General features: G+C 62.7%; 19 protein-coding genes and 1 tRNA gene. 10 read left to right on the top strand and 10 right to left on the bottom strand.

Translation table 11 applies throughout. The features are described 5' to 3' along the window. The 3 genes from modC (at nt 1) to csrA (ending at nt 2,620) form a co-directional block, all read left to right on the top strand. Complete coding sequence (gene modC, locus K2O50_RS15850; protein WP_050706253.1) at nt 1-1,092, top strand: molybdenum ABC transporter ATP-binding protein; 1,092 nt, start codon at nt 1-3, stop codon at nt 1,090-1,092. Nucleotides 1,093-1,150: 58 nt separating this feature from the next. After that, nucleotides 1,151-2,173, top strand: coding sequence for a DNA topoisomerase IB (locus tag K2O50_RS15855; protein WP_050706254.1), 1,023 nt, complete (start codon nt 1,151-1,153; stop codon nt 2,171-2,173). A gap of 252 nt (nt 2,174-2,425) precedes the next feature. Beyond that, nucleotides 2,426-2,620 carry a carbon storage regulator CsrA gene (csrA, locus tag K2O50_RS15860; RefSeq protein ID WP_023628788.1) on the top strand — a complete coding sequence of 65 codons (195 nt, stop codon included), beginning with the start codon at nt 2,426-2,428 and terminating at the stop codon, nt 2,618-2,620. 76 nt (nt 2,621-2,696) lie between these two features. Here csrA and K2O50_RS15865 read toward each other — a convergent pair whose 3' ends face one another. The 4 genes from K2O50_RS15865 to K2O50_RS15880 form a co-directional block, all read right to left on the bottom strand. Continuing rightward, the gene (locus K2O50_RS15865) at nt 2,697-3,056 is read right to left on the bottom strand and encodes a response regulator (protein ID WP_050706255.1); all 360 of its coding nucleotides are present in this window, start codon (nt 3,054-3,056) and stop codon (nt 2,697-2,699) included. Between the two features lie 4 nt (nt 3,057-3,060). Then, the gene (locus K2O50_RS15870) at nt 3,061-4,506 is read right to left on the bottom strand and encodes an ATPase domain-containing protein (protein WP_050706256.1); all 1,446 of its coding nucleotides are present in this window, start codon (nt 4,504-4,506) and stop codon (nt 3,061-3,063) included. A 6-nt stretch (nt 4,507-4,512) separates the two neighbouring features. Then, nucleotides 4,513-5,673 (bottom strand): nitrogen regulation protein NR(II), encoded by a 1,161-nt coding sequence (locus tag K2O50_RS15875; RefSeq protein WP_050706257.1) that lies wholly within the window; start codon nt 5,671-5,673, stop codon nt 4,513-4,515. A gap of 80 nt (nt 5,674-5,753) precedes the next feature. Next, the gene (locus K2O50_RS15880) at nt 5,754-6,038 is read right to left on the bottom strand and encodes a hypothetical protein (protein WP_050706258.1); all 285 of its coding nucleotides are present in this window, start codon (nt 6,036-6,038) and stop codon (nt 5,754-5,756) included. Nucleotides 6,039-6,140: 102 nt separating this feature from the next. Between K2O50_RS15880 and K2O50_RS15885 the strand changes: the two genes are divergently transcribed. From K2O50_RS15885 to K2O50_RS15895, 3 genes are all read left to right on the top strand, one after another. Then, complete coding sequence (locus K2O50_RS15885) at nt 6,141-6,353, top strand: hypothetical protein (RefSeq protein WP_050706259.1); 213 nt, start codon at nt 6,141-6,143, stop codon at nt 6,351-6,353. 93 nt (nt 6,354-6,446) lie between these two features. Continuing rightward, a tRNA-Leu gene (locus K2O50_RS15890) sits at nt 6,447-6,531 on the top strand. A 105-nt stretch (nt 6,532-6,636) separates the two neighbouring features. Beyond that, nucleotides 6,637-7,050: a DoxX family protein gene (locus tag K2O50_RS15895; protein WP_050706260.1), complete on the top strand. Its 414-nt coding sequence runs from the start codon at nt 6,637-6,639 to the stop codon at nt 7,048-7,050. A 17-nt stretch (nt 7,051-7,067) separates the two neighbouring features. Here the strand turns inward: K2O50_RS15895 and K2O50_RS15900 are convergent, their stop codons facing one another. Next, on the bottom strand, nt 7,068-7,256 hold the full coding sequence (locus K2O50_RS15900; protein WP_050706261.1) for a hypothetical protein: 189 nt from the start codon (nt 7,254-7,256) through the stop codon (nt 7,068-7,070). A gap of 237 nt (nt 7,257-7,493) precedes the next feature. On the opposite strand from K2O50_RS15900, the gene K2O50_RS15905 reads away from it, so the two are divergent. Continuing rightward, complete coding sequence (locus K2O50_RS15905) at nt 7,494-8,168, top strand: polysaccharide lyase family 7 protein (protein WP_050706262.1); 675 nt, start codon at nt 7,494-7,496, stop codon at nt 8,166-8,168. 296 nt (nt 8,169-8,464) lie between these two features. Here K2O50_RS15905 and K2O50_RS15910 read toward each other — a convergent pair whose 3' ends face one another. Further along, nucleotides 8,465-8,902, bottom strand: coding sequence for an anti-virulence regulator CigR family protein (locus K2O50_RS15910; protein WP_050706263.1), 438 nt, complete (start codon nt 8,900-8,902; stop codon nt 8,465-8,467). 484 nt (nt 8,903-9,386) lie between these two features. On the opposite strand from K2O50_RS15910, the gene K2O50_RS15915 reads away from it, so the two are divergent. Continuing rightward, nucleotides 9,387-10,106 (top strand): META and DUF4377 domain-containing protein, encoded by a 720-nt coding sequence (locus K2O50_RS15915; protein ID WP_256206007.1) that lies wholly within the window; start codon nt 9,387-9,389, stop codon nt 10,104-10,106. A gap of 55 nt (nt 10,107-10,161) precedes the next feature. Here the strand turns inward: K2O50_RS15915 and K2O50_RS15920 are convergent, their stop codons facing one another. Then, nucleotides 10,162-10,554 carry a nuclear transport factor 2 family protein gene (locus K2O50_RS15920; RefSeq protein ID WP_050706265.1) on the bottom strand — a complete coding sequence of 131 codons (393 nt, stop codon included), beginning with the start codon at nt 10,552-10,554 and terminating at the stop codon, nt 10,162-10,164. Further along, complete coding sequence (locus K2O50_RS15925; RefSeq protein WP_050706266.1) at nt 10,551-11,201, bottom strand: DsbA family protein; 651 nt, start codon at nt 11,199-11,201, stop codon at nt 10,551-10,553. Before K2O50_RS15925 ends, K2O50_RS15920 begins: the two co-directional genes overlap by 4 nt. 112 nt (nt 11,202-11,313) lie before the next feature. On the opposite strand from K2O50_RS15925, the gene K2O50_RS15930 reads away from it, so the two are divergent. After that, the gene (locus tag K2O50_RS15930; protein WP_050706267.1) at nt 11,314-12,207 is read left to right on the top strand and encodes a LysR family transcriptional regulator; all 894 of its coding nucleotides are present in this window, start codon (nt 11,314-11,316) and stop codon (nt 12,205-12,207) included. Between the two features lie 91 nt (nt 12,208-12,298). Then, complete coding sequence (locus K2O50_RS15935) at nt 12,299-12,505, top strand: DUF6434 domain-containing protein (RefSeq protein ID WP_050706268.1); 207 nt, start codon at nt 12,299-12,301, stop codon at nt 12,503-12,505. Nucleotides 12,506-12,573: 68 nt separating this feature from the next. On the opposite strand, the gene K2O50_RS15940 is transcribed toward K2O50_RS15935, so the two are convergent. Continuing rightward, nucleotides 12,574-12,789 carry a hypothetical protein gene (locus K2O50_RS15940; RefSeq protein ID WP_050706269.1) on the bottom strand — a complete coding sequence of 72 codons (216 nt, stop codon included), beginning with the start codon at nt 12,787-12,789 and terminating at the stop codon, nt 12,574-12,576. Nucleotides 12,790-13,113: 324 nt separating this feature from the next. Continuing rightward, entirely contained in the window at nt 13,114-14,076 is a 963-nt protein-coding gene (locus K2O50_RS15945) for a hypothetical protein (RefSeq protein ID WP_050706270.1), read from the bottom strand. Nucleotides 14,077-14,232: the final 156 nt, after the last annotated feature.

A 14,232-nucleotide genomic window follows, 5' to 3' on the forward strand; every position in this document is an offset into this window, starting at 1 on the left:
ATGAGCGCATCGATACAGGCACGCCTGAAACTGGCGCGCGACGATTTCACCCTGGACGTCGACCTCGACCTGCCCGGACGCGGCATCAGCGCCCTGTTCGGCCATTCCGGCTCGGGCAAGACCTCGTGCCTGCGCTGCCTGGCCGGCCTGGAACGGGCCGCCAGCGCCTACATCGAAGTCAATGGCCAGGTCTGGGAAGACAGCGCGCGCGGGCATTTCATCCCGCCGCACCAGCGCCCGGTCGGCTACGTGTTCCAGGAGCCCAGCCTGTTCCCGCACCTGTCGGTGCGCGGCAACCTCGAGTTCGGCTGGCGCCGCATCGCCCCCGAGGCGCGCAAGATCAGCCAGGAACAGGCCTGCCAACTGCTGGGCATCGGCCACCTGCTGGCGCGCAAGCCGGCGACCCTGTCCGGCGGCGAGGCGCAGCGGGTCGGCATCGCCCGGGCCCTGCTCAGCAGCCCACGGCTGCTGCTGATGGACGAGCCGCTGGCCGCGCTCGACAGCGCGCGCAAGCGCGAGATCCTGCCGTACCTGGAGCGCCTGCACGACGAGCTGGACATCCCGCTGATCTACGTCAGCCATGCCCAGGACGAAGTGGCGCGCCTGGCCGACCACCTGGTCCTGCTCGAACAGGGCAAGGCCGTGGCCAGCGGTCCGATCGGCCAGACCCTGGCGCGCCTCGACCTGCCGCTGGCCCAGGGCGAGGATGCCGGCGTGGTGCTCGAAGGCGTGGTGGTAAGCCACGATCCGCATTACCAGCTGTTCGAGCTACGCCTGCCCGGCGGTGACGGCCAGCGCTTGCGCATCGCCCACCCCGGGCTGCACATGGGCAGCACCCTGCGGCTCAAGGTACAGGCCCGGGATGTCAGCCTGGCACTGACCGCAGACGGCGCCTCGAGCATCCTCAACCGCCTGCCGGTGCGGGTCCGCGAGTGCCGCCCGGCGGACAATCCGGCCCATGTGCTGGTCAGCCTGGATGCCGCCGGCAGCGCCCTGCTGGCGCGCATCACCCGCTATTCGGCGGACCAGCTCGCGGTGCAGCCGGGCCAGATGCTGTGGGCGCAGATCAAGTCGGTGGCGCTGCTGGGTTGAGCAATGCTGCAACGGGCGCGGTCCATTGCAGCAACAGTGCCCTCCATGGACCGCACCCATGCCCGACTGCCCGCTGCCTGCCGCCCTGCACTACGTCGATGACAGCCAGCCCGGCCTGACCCGGCGGCGCTGGCGCGATGGTTTTCAGTATTTCGACGCCGGCAACCAGCGGGTCCGCGATGCCGACACCCTAGCGCGCATCGCCGCCCTGGTGATCCCGCCGGCATACACCGATGTATGGATCTGCGCCGACCCGCAGGGACACCTGCAGGCCACCGGGCGGGATGCCCGGGGGCGCAAGCAGTACCGCTACCACGCGCAATGGCGCGAGCTGCGCGACCAGCACAAGTACGGGCGCATGCTGGCCTTCGCCGAAGCGCTGCCGAAGCTGCGCAAGCAACTGGATGCGCACCTGGCCTGCCCGGGGCTGGGCAGGGAGAAGGTCATGGCGCTGGTGATCAGCCTGCTCGACAGCACGCTGATCCGCATCGGCAACCGCCAGTACCTGCGCGACAATCGCTCTTATGGGCTGACCACGCTCAATACCCGCCATGTCCAGGTCAAGGGCAGCCAAATCCGCTTCCAGTTCCGTGGCAAGCGCGGTGTCGAGCACAACGTCACCCTGACCGATCGGCGCCTGGCCGGGCTGGTCAAGCGCTGCATGGAGCTGCCCGGCCAGGCCTTGTTCCAGTATCTGGACGACCAGGGCCAGCGCCATGGCATCGGCTCGACCGAGGTCAACCAGTTCCTCCAACAACTGACCGGCGCCGATTTCACCGCCAAGGACTACCGCACCTGGGCCGGCAGCAGCCTGGCCCTGAGCCTGCTGCGGCCACTGGCCTGGGAACCCGACAGCGAAGCCCGGCGCCAGGTCGCCGAGACCGTCCGCCAGGTGGCCGCGCGCCTGGGCAACACGCCGGCGGTGTGCCGGCGCTGCTACATCCATCCGGCAGTCCTCGAACACTTCCAGCTCGGACGCCTGGCGGACCTGCCCCGCGCACGGGCGCGCAAGGGCCTGGAACTCGAGGAAGTGTCACTGCTGCGCTTCCTCCAGGCCATTGAGCGCCAAAACGATCATTGAGCCCCACTATTTAGTTCATCGAGCAGAGAAATTTCCCATATGGCGCCAAGCACCCTATCCTTGCCACCGAGCACCTTGGCCAGTGGAATGCGTAGCACCCCCACTGGCACCTGCAACTAAAGATCGATAACAGAATTTGTCTGTCGGGGAATTACTATCCGCCGAAAGCGTCTTTAATGAGAAGGAAGAGGGACAGGCTCCCACCGCAGACCATCAGGCTCGGCGGTTTTCTACATCACCAAGGAGAACTACATGCTGATACTCACACGCAAGGTTGGCGAAAGCATCGTCATCGACGACGACATCAAAGTCACCATTCTGGGCGTCAAGGGGATGCAGGTGAGGATTGGTATCGATGCGCCGAAGGATGTCCAGGTGCACCGTGAAGAGATCTACAAACGGATCCAGGCCGGCAGCCCGGCACCGGAGAAGAGCAACGACGAGTAACCCCAAGCCAACCGCATCATGCCGCACGGATGCGCCTGATCGATTGCCCGCCCATGCGGGGAGCCTCTTCCGAACCTCAGGTGCCGAGCAGTTCGCGCACCGTGGCGATCATCCGGTCCATGTCGAAGGGTTTGTCGAACACCGCCGCAAACTTTTTTGGGCAGGCCCGAAAATCGTTGGCCTGGGCGCCGCTCATGAGAATCACCGGCAAATCCGCCAGCTGCAGTTCGTCACGAATCGCGTTCAGCAATTCCTCGCCATTGAGTACCGGCATCATGTAGTCGGTGATCACCAGGTCCACGCGCTTTTCTCTCAAGGCCTCCAGGGCCTTGCGCCCATTGCTGGCCTTTTCCACCAGGTAGCCCTCATCCTCCAGGGCAAAGCCGAGGATATCGGCGATCAGGTACTCGTCGTCGACGATCAGGATGCTGTTCATCCCATCAGCGGTCTCCTGGCGTTGTCGCCGAGCCGCTGAGCACGCCGCTGGCGCCATCGAACGCCCGCGCCAGGCTGATGCCCTTGGGCCCCAGGTTCAACGCCTGCAGGGCCGGATCATGGTCGCTGTCGCGTACCTTGATGATCGACAGGGCACGGTGCAGTTGTGCATCGAGCTCGGCGAAGCGCATGAGGATCAGGTTGTCGACGATGCTCGACAGGTCCGGCGCCGGTGCGGTGATTTCCGAGCCGAAGATATCGCGCATCTCCCAGGTCAGCAGCACCGTGACGCCGCGGGCGCGCAATTCGCCGGTCAGCGCGCGGAAGAACGCGTTCAGGCGGGCGGGCTCCAGCGCCAGGCGGCCAAAAGCGCCCAGGCTGTCGATCACCACGCGCCGCGCGCCCAATGCCTCGACCTGCGCCAGCAGACGGGCGCCGAGCTGGTCCAACAGGCCCTCGGTGGTCGGCTGCCAGCTCAGTTGCACCGCCCCCTCGCGCTCCAATGCCGACAGATCGTAGCCCAGCGCGGCCGCCTTCAAGCGCAACCGTGCCGGCGTCTCGTAGAAACCGAAATGCAGGCCTGGCGCGGCCTTCGTCGAAGCGGCGAGAAAGGCGATGCCCAAGGCCGTCTTGCCCACGCCGGATGGCCCCATCAACAGGCTCATTGAAGCCTCGGCCAGCCCGCCACCGAGCATACCGTCCAGGTCGGCGACCCCGGTGACGACCCGCGCCAGGGTTTGTCCATCCTGCTGGCTGGGCCGACTGTAGAGCGCTTCGAGGCGTGGATAGACCTGCAACCCCGACTCGTCGATCTGGCATTCGTGGCGCCCGGACAGCGCGCTGCTGCCGCGAGTCTTGCGCAGCTGGACATGCCGTACTGCGGTACTGCCGACCAGGTGCTCGCCCAGTTCGATCACGCCATCGACCATGGTGTGCTCGGGGCTGCCCTCCTCCAGCCGGGCACTGGTCAGCAGCAACACCGTGCAACCGGCGAACGCCGCATGCCCCTGCAGCTCGGAGACGAACTTCTTGGTGTCCAGGCTGGTTTCCGCCCGCGAGCGGGCGTTGAGCAGGCCATCGACGACCAGCAAGGTGGCCTGCTGCCGGGCGATCTCCTGGCGTAACAGCCTGACCACCGCGTCCAGGCCGTCCTGCTCGAGGGTGTCAAAGGCGCTGACGAACTGGATGCTGTCGCCGACCAGCGCCGGGTCGAAGAAGGTCAGCGTCGACAGGTACTGGAACAGACGCTCATGGGACTCGCTGAGCAGGGTCGCCACCAGCACCCGGCCACCGTCGCGCACATGGTTGCAGGCCAGCTGGTTGGCGAGGATGGTCTTGCCCGAGCCCGGATGCCCCTGGACGATGTAGGAGGCACCGACCACCAGGCCGCCCTTGAGCAGCGCATCGAGCCCTTCGATGCCGGTGGCCAGCCGCTTGAGTTGCTCTACCATGGTCGTCTATCCGTCGCTCGCTAGGGTATCGGTGCCCGTTCGGGCAGGTAGGTACAGGCTCATGCAGGTGCCTTCGCCAGGGCGGCTGGACACGCTGATCGCGCCCTCACTCTGGCGGGCGAAACCATAGGCCTGACTCAGCCCAAGGCCCGTGCCCTTGCCGAAAGCCTTGGTGGTGAAGAACGGCTCGAAGATGCGCGGCAGCACCTGGGGGTCGATGCCCTGCCCGTCATCACGCACATCGAAGCGCACGAAGTGCCCGTGCAGCCCCTCCACCTCGCCGGCCAGGCGAACGCTTTCGACCGCCAGGTGGATCTGCCCGGTCGCCGCGATGGCGTCGCGGGCGTTGAACACCAGGTTGAGCAGGACCATCTGCAACTGACCGGCATCCACCTCGATCAATGGCAGGTCCGGCTGCACCTGCGGCAGCAGTTCGATGTCCCTGGGCAGCGCGTGCTCCGCCAGCCCGCGGGTGGTGTCGATCACCTGGGCCGGGGCGATGCGGGTGACGTTCAGTTGCCGATGCCGGGCAAAACTGAGCAGTTGCTGGGTCAGTTGGGTGCCGCGCTGGCCGGCGTCGAGAATATGCTCGAGCAGGCGCCGCACCCGTGCCGGATCGTGGCTACCACAGGCCAGCCGGGCGGAACTGAGGATGATCGTCAGCAGGTTGTTGAAGTCATGGGCCAGGCCACCGGTCAGTTGCCCCAGGGCCTCGAGCTTCTGCGCCTGGAACAGCTGCGCGCGCATGGCGTCCAGTTGCAGGGCGGATTCGCGGCGGTCGGTGATGTCGCGGGTGACCTTGGCCAGGCCGATGACCTCGCCATGTTCGTCACGAATGACATCCAGCGCCGCCAGCGCCCAGAACTGCGTACCGTTCTTGCGCACGCGCCAGCCCTCGTCCTGCACCTTGCCCTCTTCCAAGGCCTGGTTCAGCAACTGTTGCGGACGGCCTTCGGCACGGTCCTGGTCAGTAAAAAACAACGAGAAATGCCGACCGATCACCTCGTCGGCGCGATAACCCTTGATCCGCTGCGCACCCGCGTTCCACGACACCACATGGCCGGTCGGATCGAGCATGTAGATGGCATAGTCCACCACTGCCTGGACCAACTGCTCGTAGCGCGCCTCGGGCATCACCGAATGGGTGGGGCGGTCTGTCGACACCATGCAAGCTCCACAAGCACCGCGAAAGGACATATTGAGCGTAGTCAAAAGTCCCGCCTACACCGTCCTTCAGGCGACGATCGTCAGTGCTCGCGCTCCACCACCGTCGGCACCAGCCGGCGCGGCATCGCCACCTTCAGCAACCACAGCCCCAGCAACAAGATCGACGCCCCGCCGCCCAATGCCAGCAAGCGCTGTGGTTCCGGGTGTTCCTGATCGAGCCCGAGCATCAGCAGGTAGCCGCCCAGGCTCATGAAACCGGCGTACAGGAATGCCGCCAGCAGGCAGACAAGCAGGAACAGCAGACGCCAGAACAACTTCGGCCGTACACGCCGGACTGCCTCTGGGTCGGGGGAACGCGATGACATGGCGACACGACCAGTTGGATCCAATGTCTGAACAGTGGCGTAATGGCGGCATCCTGTCAATTGACCTATAGTGGCCCCGCCCCGACCCCATAAGGACGCGCCATGACTTCGAACCTTCGCATGCAAGGGTTGCAGGACGACCTGGTGCGCAGTGCCGGCGAACTCGACGAACTGTGCCAGGCCCTGGATGGCCATGCCCGGTTCCTGCGCCACTCGATCCACCAGGCTGATGCACAGGCCATGGACGGGCATGTCGATGACCTGCGCCACTCGGCCTGCGAGATGCGCGACATCGCCCGCAGCATCGAACCCTGAACCCTGGGGCCGGTTGACGCTTCTATAACAATGGGTTATAAAGCGCGCCTGATTGCCTTGGCCCTGCTGCTATGTAGCATGCCGGTCAATCGTGCGAGTGTGGTGGAATTGGTATACACAGCAGACTTAAAATCTGTCGGCGTGAGCCTTGCGGGTTCGAGTCCCGCCACTCGCACCATCCTCTGTCGATCAAGGCGCCCTTGCGGCGCCTTTTTCATGCCCGCCGGAAAACCGCCGCGCAGCTGCTAGAGTGGAACCTGTCACTGTCCACTGGAGCGCCGCCATGCGCTATAGCCTGCTCGACGGTCAACGCGACGTCATCCTGCTGCTCGCCCGCATCCTGCTGATGATCCTGTTCGTGCTCTCCGGCTGGAGCAAGCTGAGCGGTTTCGAAGGCACGGTCGGCTACATGACCTCCCTCGGCGCGCCGGCGCCCATGCTGGCGGCGGCCGTCGCCGTGATCATGGAGCTGCTGGTCGGCATCCTGCTGATCCTGGGCTTCTACACCCGCCCGCTGGCCCTGCTGTTTGCCCTGTTCGTGCTGGGCACCGCGCTGCTCGGGCACCCGTTCTGGAACATGGTCGAGCCCGAGCGCAGCGCCAACATGACCCAGTTCCTGAAAAACCTCGCCATTGTCGGCGGCTTGCTGCTATTGGCCATCACCGGCGCCGGGCGCTTCTCCCTCGACCGTCGCTGAACGCGACTGCGGCGATTTCAATCGTCGCAGTCGTCGTGCCAGGCTGGATGGTCGTCCTCATCATCGAAGTCGTCGAGCGACTCTTCGTCCTCCTCGACTTCATCCAGCGCCCCGTAGGCGTCCGCCTCGGGGTCGAAGTCTTCGTGGAATTCGGGGTCGAGCAGGTGGTCGTGCTCGGGTTCGGGCAGATCGTCTTCGTCGTGCATCGCAGGCTCCGGTAACAACGGCACGCCTGTATAGGCGCATCGGCGCGGGCGGTCAATCCTCGCGGCGCTTAACCCCGCCTTAACCGACAAGGCGCAGGGTGCAGGCTCTCCCTTCAAAAACGCACTTTGCCCGCCGCCCTGGCGGGCTTTTTTCGCCCGGCCATCCCGCACAACTGAACCGCCCGCCATTTCAGCGCTCGCATGGTTGCAGGATCTTTTTCATCAAGGAGCTTTCCCATGCCCGTGAACATCGACCAGCTGATCATTACTACCCCGGTCCCCAAATCCGCTACCGACCCTGTTGCCCTTGAGGTCACCGGCGCCCAGGCCCTCGCCAGCCTGCCCCAGGTTGTGAGCCGCCTGAGCAGTGGCGCAGTGCGCATGACCGCGCCCACCAAGGGTGCATCGAGCAAGAGTACCCACCGAACCCGCTGCGAGTGGAAGGAGGCCACTTATTGGGCCATGAGCAGCGCCAGCCGACATTTCTGCCACCAGCGCATGCTGCTGGAGCAGGTCAACTCGGCACAGAAGGTGGTGATCGCGCAGCTGCATGTGAAGGGCGACGACAGCCCGGCGATCAAGGTGTTCTGGAACAAGGGCAAGATCACCCTCGGCTTTCGCCAGGACTTCAACCAGGCGACGCCGGCCAACAGCACCCTCCTCGTCGATGTGCCCCTGGGCACGCCCTTCGACATCACCCTCGAAGTCACTGCGGCCAGGGTCGCGACGGTAACCACTGCCTGCAACGGCCGCAGCGGCGACTCCGGCCTGCTGCAAATGACCTCGGGCTGGAAGGACCACACCTTCAACTTCCATGGCGGCGTGTACAACCAGGTGGACTTCAGCGATGACACCCCGTCCACGGATGCGTCTGTCTGCGTGATCAGCCAGCTGGAACTGCTGCACCGTTAGAGGTTCGGGAGCCGTTGCCGGGAAACGTTCGCCGGACTTATGAAAAACTCAGTAACGTTTACTGCACGATTACCCGGGTGGCCTTCACGAAATTCTGACAAACACCCAGGCAGACTGACCTGGCTTCGATACGTTCTGTTCAACCCGCCTTTTTGGCGGGTTTTCTTTTTTGTGTTTTCCGTACAAATCAGAGCGTGCCAATTGACAACTTTTTCACCTCAGCCGTGCCAAGGTAATGACTCATCCGTGAAACACTTGGCCCGCCCTCCCCAGCGGGCCTTTTCTTTGCCTGCGCGCTAGTCGAAAGCGCCGTTGAGTACTTCGTATATCACCCCCGTGGCGACTGCCACCAGAATCAGGTCGACACCCGCCTGCATCCATTCATAACCGTCATAACGCGGCAGCTGGCCCAGCAACCGGCCATCGAGCTTCTTGGCGATGCCTGGGGGCAATGGCTTGCCACGCGCCAGGTTCTTCTGGATGCCGGGAGGCAATGCAGGCCCCGGGCTCCAGTAATCGCGGTGCCCACCCAGGATACCGAGCACATCGCCACGGTCGATCACGGGACCACCGTGACCGCCATCGTGCTTGCCCGCCCCTTGGTTGCCATGGTTCTGCTGGGATTGCCCCTTGCCGTGCCCCTTGCCATTACCCGGGTCGGCGAAAGATATGCAGGGCGCCAGTGCCAGTGCGATGGATGTCAGTGTGGCAATGACTGTGCGGCGTTTGCTCATTGCTGCTTGCCTCTGAGGATTGGGGTCTGTGCAATCCTAGCCCATGACAATGACATGGGCTTCGCCATGACCCTGCTTGAGCAATCAGGCCTATCGGCACCACAGGCCGCGATAATGAGTGGATATCCCTGCAAAGGTCCGCAGGTCTGGAGGCGCGGGCTGCCCTGCAAAATCTGGCAACACTTGCCGGCCACCCCGTCGATGAAACTCAATGGGATCGATGCTGTCCCATTGCCATCGGTTACTGCCGAGGCCATCCGATAACGCTCACAGACGTGGCAAGGTCCACGTCGCGAAGCGATCCTGAAACGGCCTCGATATCCCGGTCTACCGGCGCGCGCATCCCGACTGTCGAGGATGCCGCCCCCATTTTTCAAGGCTGAAAGAGCGAACCATGAAACAGAACATTCTCCTCGTTGCCGTCTGCGCCGCCCTGCTCCAGGCATGTGCCCCGGCTTCCACCTCCCATGAAGGGACGCCTTCCATGCCTGCCACTGCCGCATCCAGCGCAACCCAGCCCAAACTCTCGGCCTACTACTGGAACCTGGTAGCGGCCAACGACGCGTCGGGCAAGCCCATCACCGCCATGGCCCCAGGCATCGAAGGCAAACTGCGGTTGAACTTCGCCGAACGCAACCTGAACATCAGCGGCGGCTGCAACAACCAGTTCGGCGGCTATTCCTACCAGGACGGCGTACTGAAGGTGCAATCACTGGCCTCGACCATGAAGGCCTGCGACAAGCCCCTGATGGAACTGGACGCCCAGGTCGGGCGCCTGTTCAAGGGCGACCTGCGCACCACCCTCTCCGACGATGCCGGGGAGCCAGTGCTGCAACTGACCACCCAGGACGGCTCGGTGCTGAAGTTCCAGGGTGAAGCCACCCCGGAAACCCGCTATGGCAGCAAGGGCGAGATCAAGTTCCTGGAAGTGGCCGCCAAGACCGTCAAGTGCAGCCACCCGCTGATCCCCAACTACCAGTGCCTGCAAGTGCGCGAGCGTCGCTATGACGACGCCGGCCTGCAGCTGGCGACCCAGGACAGCTGGCACCCGCTGTACCAGTCCATCGAGGGCTTCGAGCACCGTGACGGCGTGCGCACCGTGCTGCGCGTGAAGCAATACGAATGGAAGAACCCGCCGGCCGACGCCCCGTCGCAGGTCTATGTGCTGGACTTGGTGGTCGAGCAGGACGCTTCGGGCAAGTAATTGCCAGTCGGCACAGGCCGCCCTGCAGCGGCCTGTGCCTGGAACCGACGGCGGCTCAGGTAAGCGCCGCGTTGACCTGCGCACTGTCGACGTATTGCTCCATGCTGACGATCTTGCCGCTGTCCAGCCGGTACAGGTGGGCAAAGGTTGCGGTCATCGCCTTCCCGGTCTTGCGATAGGTGCCCGAGTAGACGCCAAAGGCGGCAACCCTGTCGTCCTCGGCCACATAGGTATGCACCTTGGCCTGGTAGCCATCCCATTCGCTGGCCAGGCGATGGAACACACCCTCCATGATCGCCTGCGGGCCGACATAGGTACCGGCATAAGGGAAGCCGGCCGCCTCGGTCCAGATCACGTCCGCAGCCAGCGCCGCCAGCAGATTCCGGCCATTCTGTTCGGCTGAGCCTTCGTACGAGGCTCGGATGATGTCCAGGTTGCTCTTGCTCATGGTTTTACCCCCACCTTCAGCTCGCGAATGAAGGCCTGAGGATCTGAAAAGATAGCGCTGGCAGGTAACAACTGCATGGCGTCGTCCGCTTGTTGCAGAACGAATGTCGGCACGCCTCGGCCGCCCACGCGACCCAGCAAGGCACGCCCCTGCCCCACACGATCGTCGTTGGCCTGCAGCAAGGCCGAATCCGGGCGCGTCAGCCGCTCGGCGGCGGCATTCAAGCCCAGGTTCGCCAGCACTGCTGTCAACGTCTCCAACCGGGTTACATCCAGGCCATCAACATAGCGCGCCGCCTGAATCGCCTTGAGCGCTTCGAACTCGTGCTCAGGCGAAGTCAGGTTCACTGCGCTGAGCGCCAGGGTAGACGGACCACTGTCGAACGCCTGAACACGGTCGGCGAGTACCTGGTCGCGGTAGCGTTCAGTGAAGGTTTGCCCGGTCAGGCGCTCGATACGCTGGTCGTTGCTCCAGGCGTACGCCGCAAAGTCATCATCCATGGCGCGAGCACCGCTGCCGGAAAACAGCCCCGTCGGTATCAGGCGCAACACAAGGCCCGTGGATTCGAGAACCTGGGGCAAAGGTCCCCCTGCACCGTAGCACCAGCCGCACAGTGGATCGTAGAGGTAAACCAGGGTCTTGTTCATGGTGAAACGCCTTGAATGGAATGCCTCGAATCTTATAGTGCATGTATTGACATTTAAACGCATACAAAATAAACACACTGTATGTTAAATACAGACATTAAAGAGTGTATCAATGACCGGCGCTTCCAGCCTGAACAGGCTTGCGTACTTCACCGCGGTGGTCGAAACCGGCTCCTTCACCGCAGCAGCAGAGCGCCTCGGCATCACCAAGGCCGTGGTCAGCCAACAGGTGGCGCGACTGGAAAGCGACTGTCGCACCACACTGCTGGTACGAAGCACGCGAAAAGTCCGCACCACCGAGGCGGGCCAACAGTTCTACCACCGCTGCGCCCTGATCCTCAAAGAGGCTGAAGAGGCTTTCGAGGAACTGTCCGAAGCCGCCAGCGAGCCGACGGGCACCCTACGCCTGACCGCCCCCTTCGATTACGGCATCGGTGTCGTGGTACCGGCCATCACCGCATTCTCGCAGCGATATCCGCAGTGCAAGGTCGAGGCACACTTCAGCGACCAGACCCTGGATCTGGGCGCCAACGATCTGGACCTTTCCATTCGCGTTGGCTGGATTACCGAGCAACATCTGCAGGCCCGGCGAATCGGCGAGTTTGCGCAACGGTTGGTGGCCGGCCCTCAGTGGCAAGCGCGAGTGGACAAACTGCAGGCCCCGGCGGATCTGGCCGAGCTACCGATCGTGGCGAACCTGGCGCTGCGAGAACCGACCCGTTGGCTATTTGCCAAGGGTGCCTCGCAACGCGAAACAGTGGAGATGAGAGCCAGCCTGTCGCTCAACGCCACCTTGGCGGTACGCGAAGCCACGCTGCTCGGGGCCGGGCTATCGGTCCTTCCGGACTATGTGGCGGAACCTGACCTGCAGGCAGGCCGGCTGATCGAGGTGCTGCCGCAGTGGTCGCTGCCTCGAGGCGAGATCCATGCGGTCTTCCCGACGGCTCGCTTTCGACCGGTCAAGGTGCGGGCATTCATCGAGCTTCTGGCAAGCCACCTGGCTTGATTAGATGGCACAGACCGTCAGGTCAGGGCACGCCCACGCAGCCGCCGACAATGCTACGCTCCTGGGATCACAGCCATCCAAGGGAATGGAGATGAGCTTCGACTGGCATGCTGGACCGATCACCCGCGCCACCCCGCTGGACCGGCACTACCGGAACACGCAGAAGGTCCGGCGGTTCCTGGTCGGTGAATGTGGCGAGACCTTCAAGTTCGACCGCGCTTTCATGGCCTGGATCAAGAGCGCAGCGCCTGCCACCATGGGGGAAGTTGCGGATGAGTGGCTACGCAGACGCGGCTGATCCAGGCCGCTTGCTGTCCCACGCTGGCCGCCCTTGCTCCCACCCTGGATGCTACCCGGTAGCCGCCTTCAGGATTGGCCTTTTTTAGCGTGGAACGGTGCGAAGGTCATACCGAAGAACCAGCCGCCGATCATTGCCAGCCAGATCGATTTGTATCCCTCCACGTTGTAGGCGCAGCAATAGTTGATCGCCGTAATCACAACGAAAATCGAGAAAAACTGCTTGCGGGAGTACCTGCTCAGGTAACGGGTGGCGGCTGCGTCCAGTTCTTTGAGCTTTTTCATTGCGTTTCATCCTTGAATAACCCGTAGAGGATCACAGCGAATTTACCGGTGGTCACACACTTTCCTTCGTGGCCCAAGATTGCCCCAGATGGCGGGGCGACGAACAATTCGCAGGCATTAAAAAACCGCAGCCCCAGATCTGCGGGGTTTTGCCAATCTTCCAGCCTGTCCGCCAATGGGCTTGCAGCGCTGGCACCCAACTGAACCAGTCTCGCCGCGCGTCCAAGCATCCCCCGAAGGGCCACCCTGGCTGTGGCGAGCCTGAATCAGAAATGAAAAAGCCCAGCGCGACGGCTGGGCTCTATTACGCAAGGAGATAGAAGATCATGGAGTCCAGTAAGCAATCTTGCCGGCTGCACCAACAGCTACAAAATTGCCGTTGCCGTAGGCGACGCTCCGGATATCGGTTCCTGCGAAAGTGTTGGCTTGCTGAACCCAGCCGATCCCATCCTCGGAAACGGCTGTTTTGCCGCCGTCGCCGACAGCTACATACTTGCCATTACCGTAAGCAATGTCGCGGATGATGGTTCCACCGAAACTGGTATCTTCAACAGCAGTCCAGGTAAGCCCATCGGATGAATATGCCATCTTGCCATCCGCACCAACGATAAACATTTTCCCGTTGCAAAGCTTCATGGAAAGGATGGTGCTAGTGCCGAAGGTGCTGGTTCTGGTCGCGAATGATTGCGGATTACCCGTTGGCATCTTCACAGCGCTAAGCAGCTTCCCATTCGATCCCGCAATCAACACAAAAACGCCAATGACGTTGACGCAGTGCACAGTCTCGCTAGAAGTGAAGGTCGTAGTGCGCTCCACCGTGCCTGACCAATCCTCATAACGGGAAAAGACTTTACCGTTAGACCCAACCAGTATCCAGGTCGCGATGTCGCCGTAAATTGGCTGATAATACACAATGCCATGCAAGTCTACATACGCGCGAGCAGCTGCCGTAAGGTCTGTCCAAGCATTTAAAGGGCGTGCAATGCTGCCGTGGACCACATTGCCGGATTGAGAAAGGCCTTGAAGCGTTGTCCCAAGACCGTTCCAGTACAGCTCGTTGAGGACCTTTCCGCTATCAGAGGTGACGGCGCCCTTAAGCTTGGTCCACGCTGTACCAGTTGCGTCTCCAGTGACAACCTGAGTGGTTGTGGGAAGACCGTTGCCACCAGCCGCATAAAACTTGCCTTGCGCAAAAACCACGCGCCTAAGCATGCCGGTGTTCTCCACCGGGTCTACTTGAGTCCAAAGATCTTGCAAGGTTTGAGACGCCGAGTTTGCGTTATCCATTTTAAACTCCGTTACTGAGCTGATTTAAGTTCAGGCCTCTGTATTGGGCGTATGGCGCTCATGGGCGATGGTTCGAGACTCGAGGTCCTCTGGCGAAGATCAGGGGTGATGAGGTTTCACCAACCTCAGACTTGTCGCTGATGTAGGTAACTATGC

It is taken from the genome of Pseudomonas sp. 2hn (assembly GCF_019646095.1).
GTDB classification, from domain to species: domain Bacteria; phylum Pseudomonadota; class Gammaproteobacteria; order Pseudomonadales; family Pseudomonadaceae; genus Aquipseudomonas; species Aquipseudomonas peradeniyensis.

Bases quoted from the DNA above. Each gene is read 5' to 3' on its own strand.
- K2O50_RS15945 (WP_050706270.1), bottom strand. From the start codon at position 14,076: ATGGATAACGCAAACTCGGCGTCTCAAACCTTGCAAGATCTTTGGACT.
- K2O50_RS15935 (WP_050706268.1), top strand. From the start codon at position 12,299: ATGAGCTTCGACTGGCATGCTGGACCGATCACCCGCGCCACCCCGCTG.
- K2O50_RS15855 (WP_050706254.1), top strand. From the start codon at position 1,151: ATGCCCGACTGCCCGCTGCCTGCCGCCCTGCACTACGTCGATGACAGC.
- K2O50_RS15870 (WP_050706256.1), bottom strand. From the start codon at position 4,506: ATGGTAGAGCAACTCAAGCGGCTGGCCACCGGCATCGAAGGGCTCGAT.
- csrA (WP_023628788.1), top strand. From the start codon at position 2,426: ATGCTGATACTCACACGCAAGGTTGGCGAAAGCATCGTCATCGACGAC.
- K2O50_RS15900 (WP_050706261.1), bottom strand. From the start codon at position 7,256: ATGCACGACGAAGACGATCTGCCCGAACCCGAGCACGACCACCTGCTC.
- K2O50_RS15910 (WP_050706263.1), bottom strand. From the start codon at position 8,902: ATGAGCAAACGCCGCACAGTCATTGCCACACTGACATCCATCGCACTG.
- K2O50_RS15875 (WP_050706257.1), bottom strand. From the start codon at position 5,673: ATGGTGTCGACAGACCGCCCCACCCATTCGGTGATGCCCGAGGCGCGC.
- K2O50_RS15905 (WP_050706262.1), top strand. From the start codon at position 7,494: ATGCCCGTGAACATCGACCAGCTGATCATTACTACCCCGGTCCCCAAA.
- K2O50_RS15920 (WP_050706265.1), bottom strand. From the start codon at position 10,554: ATGAGCAAGAGCAACCTGGACATCATCCGAGCCTCGTACGAAGGCTCA.
- K2O50_RS15915 (WP_256206007.1), top strand. From the start codon at position 9,387: ATGCCTGCCACTGCCGCATCCAGCGCAACCCAGCCCAAACTCTCGGCC.
- K2O50_RS15895 (WP_050706260.1), top strand. From the start codon at position 6,637: ATGCGCTATAGCCTGCTCGACGGTCAACGCGACGTCATCCTGCTGCTC.
- K2O50_RS15885 (WP_050706259.1), top strand. From the start codon at position 6,141: ATGACTTCGAACCTTCGCATGCAAGGGTTGCAGGACGACCTGGTGCGC.
- K2O50_RS15880 (WP_050706258.1), bottom strand. From the start codon at position 6,038: ATGTCATCGCGTTCCCCCGACCCAGAGGCAGTCCGGCGTGTACGGCCG.
- K2O50_RS15865 (WP_050706255.1), bottom strand. From the start codon at position 3,056: ATGAACAGCATCCTGATCGTCGACGACGAGTACCTGATCGCCGATATC.
- K2O50_RS15930 (WP_050706267.1), top strand. From the start codon at position 11,314: ATGACCGGCGCTTCCAGCCTGAACAGGCTTGCGTACTTCACCGCGGTG.
- K2O50_RS15925 (WP_050706266.1), bottom strand. From the start codon at position 11,201: ATGAACAAGACCCTGGTTTACCTCTACGATCCACTGTGCGGCTGGTGC.
- K2O50_RS15940 (WP_050706269.1), bottom strand. From the start codon at position 12,789: ATGAAAAAGCTCAAAGAACTGGACGCAGCCGCCACCCGTTACCTGAGC.
- modC (WP_050706253.1), top strand. From the start codon at position 1: ATGAGCGCATCGATACAGGCACGCCTGAAACTGGCGCGCGACGATTTC.